Source organism: Streptomyces sp. NPDC001852 (assembly GCF_042891825.1).
Classification (GTDB): Bacteria; Actinomycetota; Actinomycetes; order Streptomycetales; family Streptomycetaceae; genus Streptomyces.
The window spans coordinates 284082-299234 of the sequence record NZ_JBIATN010000006.1 but is presented as its reverse complement, the minus strand read 5'-3'; the positions used below and the strand labels follow the sequence as shown (position 1 = coordinate 299234).

Genomic DNA, 15153 nt, shown 5'->3' with positions numbered 1-15153 from the left:
GTGCGCCCGGAGAAACATGGGAACCTGCTGTGGAAGTGATACCGCCGGTAACTCTTGTGCAATTCACCGACTTTGAAACCGAGTCATTCGAACTTCTTGTTTCCTGTGAGTCGTGTGTGCCAAGGTGAGCCTTCCCGCGGGAGGGCGAAGGCAGGCGTCGAACGCCCGGGCCGGCCCTTTAGGTATGTACCAGGACCAGGTATGCACCACATCGGCACTGCTTTCCGACAGGACGGCATTTCGTGTGCGGTCCTGCGGCTGGAAGGAAATGGTTCCGTGCAGTCCCCCCACCCCCCACGCCCGCCCTATCCGCCGCTGCCCGGTTCGCCCGGGGAGTCCGACCGCTATCTCACCGCCGGGCTCGGCGGCCCGCACGCCGCCCACCACCACTCCGTGGCCCTGCTGCTGGCCCGGCACTGGCGGGCCGCCCGTGACTACGCCGTCGTCTGTCTGGCCTCCGCGGGTCCCGCGCCGCAACTCGTCGCCACCGCCGCCTTCCACGAGGTCCTCGGCCGGATGGCGGGCGGAGCGGCCTGCGGCGCCCTGCGCCCGCACCTGCTCGTCGCCGTCCGTGACATCGTCCGTGCCTGGGCGGCGGACGACGTGACCTGCGCGACCCTGCCGGAATTGCGCAAGCCGGCCGGAGGCCGCGGACTGTGTGCGACAAAGCCCGGAACGCCGGAAAGACGACAACTCGCCGAACGCGCGTTCCGCGCACTTCCCGGCGCCTCGCAATGCCTTCTGTGGCACACCGAGGTAGAAGCGGAACCGATAAACATACCCGCCGGTCTGCTGGGTATCGACCCGGCCACCGCGACCGCTGCCCTGGAACAGGCGCGCGAGCAATTCCGGGCGGGTTGCGTACGCGCCCACCGGGAACTCGCGCCCTCCACGGAATGCCGCTTCTACAACCGCCTTCTGGACGTGCCCATGCGCCGCGGCGGCGCCCTGCTGCCGGACGTACGACAGCACCTGACGGCCTGCGCGTACTGCCGGCACGCCGCCGACACCTTCGCGCTGTTCGACGGCGGCCTGGGCCTCCTGCTCGCCGAGACCGTGCTCGGCTGGGGCGCCCGCCGCTATCTCGACTCGCGACCGGGACGCGGAGCCGCCGAGGAGTTGCCCTGTGCGCCGGCACCCGCCCCGGCGCCGGCGGGGGCGGGCGGCAGGCACCGCACCGGGCCCGTCGGCGGCCACCGCACCGCAGTGGTCATCGGCGTCGGACTGGCCTCGCTCGCGCTGCTCGCCACCGTCCTGGCGGTCAGGAGCTGGTCCGATGACAGCGGTGTCCCCGCACCGGGCGCCACCTGGGGTGCCCCCGTCGGCCACACCACGCACCCGGGCGGCACCGGCGCCCGGGCCGCGACCTCCCCCTCCGTCGCCTCGGTCGGTGAACCCGTCGAGGTGGCCCGCGGCGGCCTGCGCGGCCTGGCCTCCGGGCGCTGCCTGGACGTGCGCGGGGACGGAGTGCGCGCGGGTGCCGGTGTCGGACTCGCGCCGTGCTCCGCCGCCGCCTCGCAGCAGTGGTCGTACCAGGCCGACGGACTGCTGCACAGCGCCGCCGACCCGTCCCTGTGCCTGGCCGCCGACCCCGGGACGAAGAACGTCGTGCTGGCCGGATGCGTCGTGCACGCCGGAGAGGTGGCGTACGACATCACCGTGCGCGGCGAGATCCTGCCGCGTCGGTACGAGGGCCTCGCGCTCGCTCCGGGCCCCCGCGACGCGTCCGCCCGTGTCGCGCTGGCGCCGCGAGACGGTTCGCCGGAGCAGCGCTGGGTGCTGGAGCCGTGGGCCGACCGGGCGGGGCGGCCGTACGCGGCGCCGGGCGCACCGGGCGTTCCCGGTGCTCTGAGTGGAATGGGCGCTCCGGGCGGTCCCGGCGCGCCTGGAGAGGGCTGGGAGCCGAGCGGGGCGGACGCGCCAGGGGAGCGGCAGCCGGGGTCCGCCAGGGGTGGTGGGTCCTCGAGGGGCGATGCCGGGGACGGCCCCGTGCGCGGGAACACCTCGCGCGGGAAGCCGGAGGGCGCGGCCGGCGGGCCCGCCGAGTGGGGGGAGCCAGGGGAGCCGGGCCGGGCGGACGAGACCCGGATCGCCCAGGTCCGCGCCGGGCACGACGGGTGGCGCACCGGTTCCGTGTCGCCCGTGCGGGCGGTGCGTGCGGCGCACCGGGTCGCTCCGCGGGTCGCCGGCACGGTCGCCGCCGTACCGGGGACCGTGGGCGCACCGCTCCGCTGACCCGCGGCGCGGGCCGTTCCCCCGGGCCCTGACCGCGATCGAGCCACGGCGCCGAAGTCATGTGGAATTTACAGACTTCGAGTGGCTGTCCCGTCGCGTTGCGGCCGGGTGAGTGCGCGGTGAAGCGGGCGGGGGCTTTGCCGGGTTTGTGGTGGTGTGGCGCGGGAAGCCGGATGGTTTCCCGCCCGCAGCGGTCAGGGGAATTGCCGCGTTTTCCGGCTCTTGCGGGGAATTCGACCCGATGGCCGAATCGATGTCACCGGACGCGAAAAGGGGACGTCGTTATTGACCCGTGAGTAGGCCGAGGCTAGTTTCCGGTGCCCTCGCACCAGATCGTTCCGCCGCACACCCCCCACCGTGCTGTCTCGCCGATCGTGCCGGAGCATCATGACCTCGCCTGTGCGCCTCCGTGACCTCGTCCTGTGTCTCACCCCGTTCGGAGAACCCGACGCGGGTCTCGCCGCCGCGGCCTGTGCCGCCGGCGCGCTCGGCATCCTCGACCTCGGCGCCGGAGACCGAAGGTCCCGAGAGGCCCTGTCCCGGCTGAGACGGTCCGCGCCGGGCCCCTTCGGGGTGCGGGTGACCGGGCGCTGCGCGCTGACCCCGGCCGAGGTCGGCGACGCCCCCGACACCGTGGTGCGCACCGCGGACGCAACCTGGACTCGTTCCGAACTCCCTTCCCACTGGCGTGTGTTGGCGGAGGTCACGGACATCGAGCAGGCCCGCGCGGCCGTGCGCGCGGGTGCCCAGGGGCTCATCGCCCGCGGTGGTGAGAGCGGCGGCCGGGTCGGCGAGCTGAGCACCTTCGTCCTGCTGCAACAACTGCTGTCCGACGAGGAGTCGGGCCGCGTCCCGGTCTGGGCCTGCGGCGGCATCGGCCCGCGTACGGCGGCGGCCGCCGTGGCCGGGGGTGCCGCCGGGGTGGTCCTCGACAGCCAACTGGCCCTGCTCGCCGAATCGGGGCTGCCCGAGACGGTCCGTGCGGTGCTGCGCTCCCTCGACGGCTCGGAGACCGTGGTGCTCGGCGGCCACCGGGTACTGCGGCGCCGGGGACCGGACGCCCCGCGCCCGCCGGCCGACGACCCCGGCGCGGTCGCGGCCCTGCTGGGCGCCGATGACCTGCGCGGCCGGCTGCTGCCGGTGGGTCAGGACGGCTTCCTCGCCGCCCGGTTCGCCGAACGGTTCGGCGACGTACGGCGGTCGGTGCGGGAGGTGTCCGCGGCGATGCTCGGCGCGGCGGACGGTGGCGCGGCGGAGGGTGGCGCGGCGGACGGTGGCGCGGCGGACGGTGGCGCGGCGGAGGGTGGTGCGGCCGCGGCCCTGCGCCCCGGGTCGGCCATGAGCCGGGCGCTCGGCACCCGGCTCCCCGTCGCGCAGGGGCCCATGACCCGGGTCAGTGACCAGCCGGGCTTCGCCGCGGCCGTCGCCGCGGACGGGGCGCTGCCGTTTCTCGCGCTGGCCCTGGCCGACGGCGAGCGGACCCGGTCGATGCTCACCGAGGCACGGGCGGTGCTGGACGGGCGGCCCTGGGGCGTGGGCGTGCTCGGCTTCGCGCCCGAGGAGATCAGGAACGCCCAGCTGGACGCCGTACGGGACCTGCGGCCCACGCACGCGATCGTCGCCGGCGGGCGGCCCGCACAGGCCGAGACGCTGGAGCGCGCCGGGATCCGCACCTACCTGCACGTGCCCTCACCGGGACTGCTGCGGCAGTTCCTGGACGCGGGCGTGCGCCGGTTCGTGTTCGAGGGATCCGAGTGCGGTGGACACGTGGGGCCCCGGGCCTCCTTTCCGCTGTGGGAGGCCCAACTCGCCGCATTGGAGGACTTCTTGACGGGCGCCGACGACACGACCGCCCGGCGGCTGGAGGTGTTCTTCGCCGGTGGCGTCCACGACGAGCGGTCGGCGGCGATGGTCGCGTCCCTGGCCGCACCGCTCACCGCCCGGGGCGCCGCCGTGGGCGTGCTCATGGGCACCGCCTACCTGTTCACCGAGGAGGCCGTCGCGCACGGCGCCGTGCGGCCCCTCTTCCAGCGGCAGGTGCTCACCGCCACCGCGACCACACTGCTGGAGACCGCCCCCGGCCATGCCACCCGCTGTGTCCCGAGCCCCTTCACCGGCGACTACCGTGCGCGCGAGTCCGCTCTGCGCGCGCAGGGACTGACCGACCGCGAGGTCTGGGAGGGACTGGAACGGCTCAACGTGGGCCGGCTGCGCATCGCCAGCAAGGGCGTCGAGCGCGGGGCCGACGGCGCGTTGGCCGGCGTGGACGAGGAACGGCAGCTCGCGGACGGGATGTTCATGGCCGGCGACGTCGCCGTGCTGCGCTCGGCGCCCACCACCCTGGCCGACCTGCACCGCTCGGTGACCGACGGCGCCGCGGACTTCCTGACGCGGCGGGCCGCCCGACCGGACGCGACCCCCGCCGCCGCGCCGGAGCCGCCCGCACCGCTGGACGTCGCCATCGTCGGCATGGCCTGCATGTTCCCCGAGGCCCCCGACCTCGCCGCCTTCTGGTCCACCGTCGTCAGCGGCCGCGACGCCGTCACCGAGGTGCCGGCCGAACGCTGGGACCCGGCCGTCCACCACGCGGCCGGCAGCACGGCGTCCAAGTGGGGCGGATTCCTGCCCCGCATCCCCTTCGACCCGCTGCGCTACGGCATCCCGCCCGCCTCCCTCGGCAGCATCGAACCCGTCCAGCTGCTGTCCCTGGAGGCGGCCCGCCGGGCGCTGGAGGACGCCGGATACGGCGAGCGGGGGCGGGCCTTCGACCGCGCGCGGACCTCCGTCGTCTTCGGCGCGGAGGCGGGCAGCGACCTGTCCGGCGCCGTCACCCTGCGCGCCGTACTCCCGTCGTACTACGGCAAGGTGCCCGACGGCATCGAGGAGCAACTGCCCCGGCTGACCGAGGACTCCTTCCCCGGCATGCTCGCCAACGTCATCTCCGGGCGGATCGCCAACCGGCTGGACCTCGGCGGCGCCAACTTCACCGTCGACGCCGCCTGCGCCTCCTCCCTCGCCGCCCTCGACGTGGCCTGCAAGGAACTCGTCTCCGGCACCAGCGACGTCGTACTGTGCGGCGGCGCCGACCTGCACAACGGCATCAACGACTTCGTCCTGTTCTCCTCCGTCCACGCGCTCTCCCCGACCGGACGCTCCCGCGCCTTCGACGCCTCGGCCGACGGCATCGCCCTCGGCGAGGGCGTGGCCTGCCTGGTCCTGAAACGGCTCGCGGACGCCGAGCGGGACGGCGACCGGATCTACGGCGTGGTCAAGGGCCTGGGCTCCGCCAGCGACGGCCGCTCCCTCGGCCTCACCGCGCCTCGCCCCGAGGGCCAGCGGGCGGCGCTGGAGCGCGCGTACCGCAACGCCGGTGTCTCGCCCGCGGACGTCGGCCTGGTCGAGGCGCACGGCACCGGCACGGTCGTCGGCGACCGCACCGAACTCGCCGTACTCAGCGACGTGTTCCGCCGGGCGGGTGCGGAGAGAGGCCGCTGCGCCCTCGGCTCGGTCAAGTCGCAGATCGGGCACACCAAGTGCGCCGCCGGTCTCGCGGGCCTCATCAAGACCGCTCTCGCGCTCCACACCGGTGTCACCCCGCCCACCCTCCACCTGGAGCGGCCCAACCCCGCGTGGTCGGAGGACGACAGCCCGTTCGCGTTCCACACCCGCGCCCGGCCCTGGACGGCACCGGCCGCCGAACGCCTCGCCGGGGTCAGCGCGTTCGGCTTCGGCGGCACCAACTTCCACGCCGTGCTGGCCGCGCACACCGACGCTGTACCGTCCCGCCGCTCCCTGGACGTCTGGCCGGCCGAGCTGTTCCTCTTCCGTGGCCGGGACACGGCGGCGGCCCACCGGCAGGTGCAGGAGATCCTCCGGGCCGCCGAGGCCGACGCCCACCCCTGGCGCCTGCGCGACCTCGCCCTCGCCGCGGCCCGCCGCGCCGACACCTCGCACGAACCGGTACAGGCCGCGCTCGTGGCCGGGGACACCGAGGAACTCACCGCACAACTGCGGCGCCTCCTCGCCGGGGACCACGATCCGGCCGCCGGCATCCATGGGGCGGATCCGCTGCCGGAGCCGGCGGAGGAGGAGGCCGGGCCGATCGAGGGGCCGGTGGCGGGCAAGGTCGTCTTCCTGTTCCCCGGTCAGGGCAGTCAGCGTCCCGGGATGCTCGCCGAGCTCCTGGTCCACCTCCCCGAGCTACAGCACTACCTGGACCTCGGTCGCGCGCACGCCGACACCGTCCATCCGCCCGCCGCCTTCGACGACGCCGCGCGGGAGCGCCGGCGGGCCGCCCTCACCGACACCCGGACCGCACAGCCCGCCCTCGGCATCACGGGCCTCGCCGCACACGCCTTCCTCACCTCGGCCGGGGTCCACCCCGACCAGGCCGCCGGGCACAGCTACGGCGAGCTGGTCGCCCTCGCCGCGGCCGGCGCCCTAGACCCCGAGACATTGCTGGAGCTGAGCGCCGAGCGGGCCGGCGCGATCCTGGCGGCGGCGGGCGACGACCCGGGCACCATGGCCGCCGTCGGCGCCCCCGCCGAGACCGTCGTACGCGCCCTGCGGACGACCGGCGCACCCGCCTCCGTCGTCGTCGCCAACCTCAACTCACCCGACCAGACGGTGGTTTCCGGACCCACGGCGGATGTGGAGACGTCCGTACGGCTGCTGCGCGACGCCGGGCTCGGCGCGCGGCGCATCCCCGTGGCCTGTGCCTTCCACAGCCCGCTCGTGGCCGCTGCGGGGGAACGGTTCGCCAAGGTGCTCGCGGACAAGACGGTGCGGGCGGCGGAGTTCCCCGTCTGGTCCAACCGGACCGCCGCGCCCTATCCGCGCGACCCCGACGGGGTGCGTGCCGAGCTCGCCGCCCAGATCGCCGCCCCCGTCGCGTTCGCCGCGCAGATCGAGGCCATGTACGAGGCGGGCGCGCGCGTCTTCGTCGAGGCGGGCCCCGGCACGGTCCTCACCCGGCTCGTCGCACGGATCCTCGGCAACCGCCCGCATCGCACGGTCGCCTGCGAACCGGACCCTCACAGCGGCCTGCGCGGCTGGCTCGACGCCCTCGCCCGCCTCGCCGTCGCCGGACAGCCGGTGCGCACCGCCTGGCTGCTGCGGGGCCGGGACGCCGTCGACGCGCTGCGCGGCCCGGCACCGAAACGGCCCGGCTGGACGGTCGACGGGCACCTCGTCCGCACCGCCGACGGAGCACTCCTGCCCGGTGCCCTCGCACCGGCCCGACGAGTCGTGGAGACGACCGTGACCACCGACCAGCCGTACGGCGCCCCCGCCGACCGGGACGCGCTCATCTCCGAGTTCCTGCGCACCAGCCGGGAGATGATCGCCGCCCAGCGCGATGTCCTGCTCACCTACTTCGGCGCGGCACCCGGCGCGACACCGCCGGCGCCCCTCCCGGCCGTACCGCTGCCGCAGGCGGTCGCCCATGAACTGCCGCCGGTGCAAAGGGAGTTGACTGAACCGGTGGATGAAGCCCCGATGGCCGACGTCGAGCGGGTCGTCCTGGAGATCATCAGCGAACGCACCGGCTACCCCGTGGACATGATCGAGCCCGACCTCGACCTGGAGGCGGACCTCAGCATCGACTCGATCAAGCGGGCCGAGATAGCGGGCGAACTCGCCAGACGGCTGGGCATCGCGGGCGGCGCCGACGTGCTGGACGACGCCGAACTGGAGGAACTGGCCAAGGCGCGTACGGCCGCCGCGGTGACGGGATGGCTGACGGCGCGGGTGGGGGCGCAGTCCGGCGACGGGGGAGGGCGGCACGACGAGCCCCCCGCGGCCGGCCGGGCCGGGTACGCGGAGGAGCGGACCGAGGGTGCCTTCACCGACGCGGCGGCCGGGCGTGCCCAGGGCCCGGCCGCCGCGGCGTCCGCCTCGACGGGGTCCGCCCCCGCCTCCGTCCTCGGCGTTCCGCCCCGGCGCTGTGAGCTGCGGCCCGCGCCGCTCCCGGAGCCGGACCCGGCTGCCGGTGACGACCAAGGCCCCGCCCTGTCCGGTCGGCGTTTCGTCCTCCTGGGGGACGGTGCGGGCGCGGCGGCGGAGGTCGCGGCGCGGCTCGCCGGGCACGGCGCCGAAGCCGTACCGCTCGACGCGGGCCACCTCCTCACCGCGGCCGACGGCCCGGTCGACGGTGTCGTGTACCTCGGCGCGCTGCCCGGCCCCGACCTCCCGGCGCTGCCGGACGCCTTTCCGGTGCTCCGCGCGGCGCTCGCGTGCGGCCCGCGCCGGCTGCTCGCCCCCAGGGCCGCCGACCGCGCGGGCGCGCTCAGGGCGGCCGGCCTCGACGGCCTGTTCCGCAGCGTCGGCCGCGAGTACCCGGACCTGCTCGCCCGGGTCGTCGCCGTCGCGGACACCGCCCCGGCGGCCGTCGCCGACGCCCTGCTCGCCGAGCTGCGGGCGCCCGGGCCGGCCCCCGTCGTCCTGCGTACGGCGGCCGGTGCCCGGCAGGGGCTCGCACTGGTGCCCGCCCCCCTGGGCCCGCTCGCCACCACCGGCGCCGGGCCCGCGGGGGACGGCGCCGCCGAGGCGGCGGCACTCGGTCTCGACCGTGACTCCGTCGTGCTGCTGGTCGGGGGCGCCCGGGGCATCACCGCGAGGTTCGCGGCCACGCTGGCCGCCGCCTGCCGGTGCCGTGTCGAGCTGCTGGGCCGTACGCCCGCGCCCACCGCGCCGGAGGACCCCCGCACCGCCGCCGCGCGCACCCCCGCCGAGCTGCGGGCGGCGCTCGCCGCCGGTCCCGGCGCGGCGACCAGCCCCGCCGAGATCAACCGGGCCGCCGAACTCGTCCTCGCCCAGCGGGAGATCACCACGACCCTCGCGGAGCTCGGTGCACTCGGCAGCGCGGCACGCTACCGCTCGGTGGACTTCCGGGACCGGGACGCCGTGCTACGGGCGGTCAAGGAGATCCATGCCGAACACGGCCGCCTCGACGGGGTCGTCTTCGCCGCCGGTGTCATCGAGGACCGGCTGATCGCCGACAAGACCCCCGAGTCCTTCCAGCGGGTCTACGGCACGAAGACGGCCGGAGCAGCGGCCCTGTTCGCCGCCCTGGACGACCTGCCGGACGCGCCCGCGTTCACCGTGCTGTTCGGCAGCATCGCCGCCGTGCTCGGCAACCGCGGCCAGGCCGACTACGCCGCCGCCAACGACGCCCTGGAAACCCTCGGCGCCGACTGGGCCGACCGTGCGGGGGGGCGCGCGCTGACCGTCCACTGGGGACCCTGGGCGCCGTCCGCGGCGCACGGCGGCATGGTCGGCGCGGAACTCGGGCGCGAGTACGCCCGGCGCGGGATCGAGCTGATCGACCCCGACGAGGGCACCGCGGCCCTGCTGCGCGAACTCGCCTGGGGCGAACCATCGGTCCGCGCAGTCGTCTACACCGCGTCGGGCTGGTGACATGACGGCAGGACAGCTTCCCGTCGCGGTCGTCGGGATGGCGGTGCTGATGCCCGGCGCCCCAGGCCTCGACGCCTACTGGCGCAACCTGCGCGACGGAGTCGACGCGATCAGCGAGGTCCCCGCGGACCGCTGGGACGCCGCCTACTACCGGCCCGGCTCCGCCACCGGACCCGCCGCCCCCGACCGGATCTACTGCCGGCGCGGCGGGTTCGTGGACGGCCTCGCCGAGGTGGACGTCACCCGGTACGGCATCATGCCCGCCACGGTGCCCGGCACCGAGCCCGACCAGCTGATCGCCCTCGACGTGGCCGCCGCCGCGCTCGCCGACGCCGGCGGAGAGGAGCGGCTGCCCGAACGGCACCGGATCGGCGTGGCCCTGGGCCGCGGCGGCTACCTCACCCCCGGCCTGGTCCGCCTGGACCAGCGCGTGCGCACGGCCGGACAACTCACCCGCACCCTCGGCGAGTTGTTACCCGAGCTCTCCGAGGCCCAACTCGACCGTGTCCGCACGGCGTTCACCGAACGGCTCGGACCCGACAGCCCGGAGTCCGCGATCGGCCTGGTCCCCAACCTGGCCGCCTCCCGCATCGCCAACCGGCTCGACCTGCGCGGCCCCGCCTACACCGTGGACGCGGCCTGCGCCTCCTCCCTTGTCGCCGTGGACCAGGCGGTCACCTCACTCACCACCGGCCGCTGCGACCTGATGCTGGCCGGGGGAGTGCACCACTGCCACGACATCACGCTCTGGAGCGTCTTCGCCCAACTGCGCGCCCTGTCCCCGAGCCAGCGCATCCGCCCCTTCCACCGCGACGCCGACGGCATCCTCATCGGCGAGGGCACGGGCGTCGTCGTACTGAAGCGACTCGCGGACGCCGAACGCGACGGCGACCGTGTGTACGCGGTGATCCGGGGCACCGGCGTGGCCAGCGACGGCCGTACGGCGGGGCCGGCCGCACCGGACCCGGGCGGGCAGGCCAGAGCCGTGCGCCAGGCGTGGCGGGCTGCCGGGCTCGACCCCGCCGCACCCGACTCCCTCGGCCTGCTGGAGGCGCACGGCACCGCCACCCCCGCCGGGGACGCGGCCGAACTCGCCACCCTCACCGAGGTGTTCGGGCCCGCGCAGGCCAAGGGCCACCGTCCCGTCCTGGGCTCGGTGAAGTCGATGATCGGCCACACCATGCCGGCCGCCGGGGTCGCCGGTCTGGTCAAGGCCGCCCTCGCCCTCCACCACGGCACCCTTCTGCCCACCCTCCACTGCGACGACCCCCACCCCGCCCTCGCCGCCACCCGCTTCCGCACACTGGGGCAGGCCCGCCCGTGGGAGACGGACGCCCGCCGGCCGGTCCGCCGGGCCGCCGTCAACGCGTTCGGCTTCGGCGGGATCAACGCCCATGTGGTGCTGGAGGAGGCACCGGGTCGTGGTGGCGCGCGGGGGGAGACCGGGACCGCACCGTCCGGCCGGACGAGGGCCTCGCGCTCCCGTTCGGGGGTTACGGAGGCCGCGCGTGCGGGTTCGGGGTCCGCGGAGGGCGCGCGTGCAGGTTCGGGGCTTGGGGAGGGCGCGCGTGCGGGTTGGGGGTCTGCGGAGGCTGGCCGTGCAGGTTCGGGGTCTGGGGAGGGCGCGCGTGCTGGATCGGGGGCGCAGGGCGGCATGCCGGGATGCTCTGGGTCTGCGGAGGCCGCGCGTGTCTGCTCGCCGAGCGCGGACGCAGCGCCTGCCGGGTCGGGCAGTGCGGCGGCAGCCCGCGCCGGAGCCGGGGTGCACGAGGACGAGCGGGCGCCGTACGGGCCTGGTGGGGCCGTGGGGCTCGCTTCCGTGACGCCGGAGCGTGTCCGGGCGGGTTCGGCGCCGGACGAGGCGCCCGGTGCGCGGTCCGCGGCCGCTCCCGCCCATGTCATCGAGCCCGAGAGGATCCTGCTGCTCGCCGCCGACGACGTGGCGGACCTCGCCGCGCGCCTCGATGCCGACGACTCGGCCGTCCTCGCAGCCGGGCTCGACCCGGACCTGCCGCACCCCGACGCCGGCCCGGTCCGGCTCGGCATCGTGGCCCCGACCGCCAAGCGGCTCGCCCTGGCCCGCCGAGCCGTCGCCAAGGGGCGCGGCTGGCACGGCCGTGGCGATGTGTGGTTCCGGCCGGGCCCGCTGCTCGGCCCGGCCGGCGGCGCCGGTGGGCCGGTGTTCGTCTTCCCCGGCCTGGAAGGCGACTTCACGCCCCGCACCGACGACATCGCCGCCCACTTCGGCCTCACCCCACCGCCGGGCACGGACGTCCGGGTCGGTGACGTCGGACGGCACGGCTTCGGCGTCGTCGGTGCCGGCCGCCTGCTCGACCGGGCGCTGCGCCGCATGGGGGTCGTTCCGGACGCGGTCGCCGGGCACAGCGTCGGCGAGTGGACGGCCATGGCGGCGGGCGGGCTGTACGCACCGGACCAAGTGGACGCCTTCATGGCCGAGTTCGACCCGGACAGCGTCACCGTGCCCGGACTCGCCTTCGCCGCCCTCGGCACCTCGGCCGCGCACGTCCGCGCCGCGCTCGCCGAGTCCTGGGCGGACTCCGGGATCGTGCTCTCGCACGACAACGCGCCCCGCCAGTCCATGGTCTGCGGGCCCGGCGCGACGGTCGAGGAGTTCGTGCGGTCCCTGCGCGCGCAGGGCGTGATCTGCCAGGTACTGCCCTTCCGCTCCGGCTTCCACACGCCGATGCTGAGGCCGTACCTCGCGCCCATCAAGGAGGCCGCCGACCGGTTCCGGCTCCACCCGCCGGCCGTTCCGGTGTGGTCCGGGACGACCGCCGCGCCCTTCCCCGAGGCCGAGTGCGCGGTGCGTGAACTGTTCGTGCGGCATCTGCTGGAACCCGTCCGCTTCCGCGAGCTGACCGAGGCCCTGTACGGCGCCGGGCACCGCGTCTTCGTCCAGATGGGCCCCGGCCGGCTCACCTCCCTGATCGGCGACACCCTGGGCGACCGCGACCACCTGGCCGTCGCCGCCAACGTGCCAGAGCGCAGCGGCATGGCCCAACTGCTCCGGGTGGCCACGGCGTTGTGGACGGCGGGAGCGGCCGTGGCGGCTGCGGTGGCACCGCACACCGCAGCGACGCGGGTCACGACACCGGCCTTGCCCGCGCCCATCACGGCACCCACGCCCGCCGAGTCGACGCCCGCCACGGCGATCGCACCGGCACACCGGCGCCTCCCACCCATCCGGCTGGACCTCGGCGGAGCCCTCGTCTCACTGACCGGACCGGCACTGGAGGCACTCCGCGCCGACCTGCGCCCCGGTCCGTCCACCGCCCCGCACCCCGCGCCCCCGCCCGCCCCCACAGCCCGCCCCGCCGCCCCAGGACTCGGCGAACTGGACGACCTCGCCCCGCACTTCCCGGCCGCCGCCGAGCTGACCGCCCTGCTGCGGGACACCGCGCAGACCGCGGCGCAGTTGATCGCGGGGCGTGCCCGGCCCACCCGGACGGGCGCCGACCCCGGCGCCGCGGCGCCCACTCCCGCCGCTCCGAACCTCCAGCGCCCCCCGGCCCCCGCACGAACCGCCCCAGCCCCCACCCCCACCACGACCCCGACCGTGCCCCCGCCCCCCACGACCACCACCGTCCACGTCTCCCCCCACACCATGCCCCACCTCCTGGACCACTGCTTCTTCCGCCAACGCCCCAACTGGCCGGACATCGAGGACCGTTGGCCGGTCGTGCCGGCCACCACGATCGTCCGGCACATGATGGACGCGGCGGAGGCGGCGGCCCCGGGCCTGCGGGCGGTCGCCGTGCACGAGGCCCGTTTCGACCGTTGGCTCACCGCCACACCCCCCGTCGACGTGACCGTCACCGTCGTACCGGTCCCCGGCCGTCCGGACCGCGTCACCGTCGCCTTCGGCCCCACGGCCCGCGCCACGGTGGAACTCGCCCCGTACCACCCGGCCCCGTCCCCGTCCCGCGCCCTCCCGGCCGCCCCCGAACGCCGCCCCGAGCACACCGCGGCCCAGATCTACCGCGACCGCTGGATGTTCCACGGCCCCGGGTTCCAGGGCCTGACCGACCTCACCGCGATCGGCGAGCGGCACATCCGGGGAGTGATCACCGCGCCCGCCGCTCCCGGCGCGCTGCTGGACAACGTGGGCCAGCTGCTGGGCTACTGGATCATGGCGACCCGTACCGAGCGGACCGTCGTCTTCCCCGTACGGATGCGGCACATGCGCTTCCATGGCCCCCACCCGGCCCCGGGCGCGGACGTCGACTGCGTGCTGCGGATCACCTCCCTCACGGACACCGTCCTGGAGGCCGACGCCGAGCTCGCCGTCGGCGGCCGGGTGTGGGCCGTGATCGACGGCTGGCAGGACCGCCGCTTCGACAACGACCCCAGCACCCGGCCCGTCGAACGCTTCCCCGAGCGCCACACCCTCTCCGCGGCCATGCCCGGCGGCTGGGCGCTGGTGCACGAGCGCTGGCCGGACCTCGCCTCCCGCGAGCTGATCATGCGCAACGCGCTCGGCGGCGCCGAGCGCGCCGGGTACGCCGAGCGCCCGCCGCGCGGCCGCCGGCAGTGGCTGCTCGGTCGCATCGCGGCCAAGGACGCCGTACGGCAGTGGCTCTGGCGGCAGGGCGAAGGACCCGTCTTCCCGGCGGAAGTGTGCGTGCTCAACGACGAGTTGGGGCGTCCGTACGTCACGGGGGTGCACGGACGCGCGCTGCCCCCGCTGGACGTCTCGCTCGCCCACCGCGGCGAGGCGGCCGTGGCGATCGTCCGGCCGCACACCCCGCGGCCCGGCCCCGGCATCGACATCGAAGAGGTCACCGAACGCGACCCGGCCACCCTCGCCACCGCGCTCGGCCCGGCCGAACTGCGCCTGCTGCGCGCCCACGCCGCGGACGGCGGGGAAGCCGTGTGGTTCACCCGGTTCTGGGCCGCCAAGGAGGCCGTAGCGAAGGCGGAGGGCGTCGGATTCGGCGGCCGCCCACGGGACTTCACGGTGCTGGAGGCCTCCCCGGACGGCAGCCGGCTGCTGGTCTCCGGCCGTCTGGAACCCCTCTACACCGTGCACTGCGCACCGGCGGCCAACCCGCCCGCCCTGCCGCAGCGCACCTACGTGGTCGCCTGGACCACCGATCCCGGAGCCGACGACGGACACCCACGCACGAGAAGGCAGGACTCCTGATGGACCCCACCCAGCCGGCCCCGGCGCAGCCCACCGCGGACACCGTGCTCGCCGACCTCGCCGGCATGCTCCGCACGGTGCTCGCGGAGTACGGCGACGACGACGCGGTCATCGGCATGTCCACCACCTTCAACCGCGACCTGGAACTGGAGAGCATCGACCTCGTCACCCTGGCCGGGCTGCTGGAGGAGCGCTACGGGCAGCGGGTCAACCTCGCCGAGTTCCTGGCCGGCATGGACTTCGACGAGATCATCGAGCTCACCGTCGGCCGGCTCGTGGAGTACGTCGTGTGGAGCCTGAAGACCACACGTCCGAAGACCACGCAGGCGGGCTGAGCC

Annotated in this window: 4 protein-coding genes; all 4 read left to right on the top strand. The window is 75.7% G+C overall.

Annotation, left to right across the window (positions count from 1 at the left end):
• Window positions 1-276 precede the first annotated feature (276 nt).
• The gene (locus ACFYZB_RS13435; protein WP_388757970.1) at window positions 277-2235 is read left to right on the top strand and encodes a ricin-type beta-trefoil lectin domain protein; all 1959 of its coding nucleotides are present in this window, start codon (window positions 277-279) and stop codon (window positions 2233-2235) included.
• A 387-nt stretch (window positions 2236-2622) separates the two neighbouring features.
• Window positions 2623-9651 carry an SDR family NAD(P)-dependent oxidoreductase gene (locus ACFYZB_RS13430; protein WP_388757968.1) on the top strand — a complete coding sequence of 2343 codons (7029 nt, stop codon included), beginning with the start codon at window positions 2623-2625 and terminating at the stop codon, window positions 9649-9651.
• Between the two features lies 1 nt (window position 9652).
• On the top strand, window positions 9653-14815 hold the full coding sequence (locus ACFYZB_RS13425; protein ID WP_388757966.1) for a beta-ketoacyl synthase N-terminal-like domain-containing protein: 5163 nt from the start codon (window positions 9653-9655) through the stop codon (window positions 14813-14815).
• Window positions 14815-15150: an acyl carrier protein gene (locus ACFYZB_RS13420; protein ID WP_388757964.1), complete on the top strand. Its 336-nt coding sequence runs from the start codon at window positions 14815-14817 to the stop codon at window positions 15148-15150. Before ACFYZB_RS13425 ends, ACFYZB_RS13420 begins: the two co-directional genes overlap by 1 nt.
• Window positions 15151-15153: the final 3 nt, after the last annotated feature.

Excerpts from the sequence above, each read along its gene's own strand:
- ACFYZB_RS13430 (WP_388757968.1), top strand. The coding sequence starts at position 2,623 with ATGACCTCGCCTGTGCGCCTCCGTGACCTCGTCCTGTGTCTCACCCCG.
- ACFYZB_RS13425 (WP_388757966.1), top strand. The coding sequence starts at position 9,653 with ATGACGGCAGGACAGCTTCCCGTCGCGGTCGTCGGGATGGCGGTGCTG.
- ACFYZB_RS13420 (WP_388757964.1), top strand. The coding sequence starts at position 14,815 with ATGGACCCCACCCAGCCGGCCCCGGCGCAGCCCACCGCGGACACCGTG.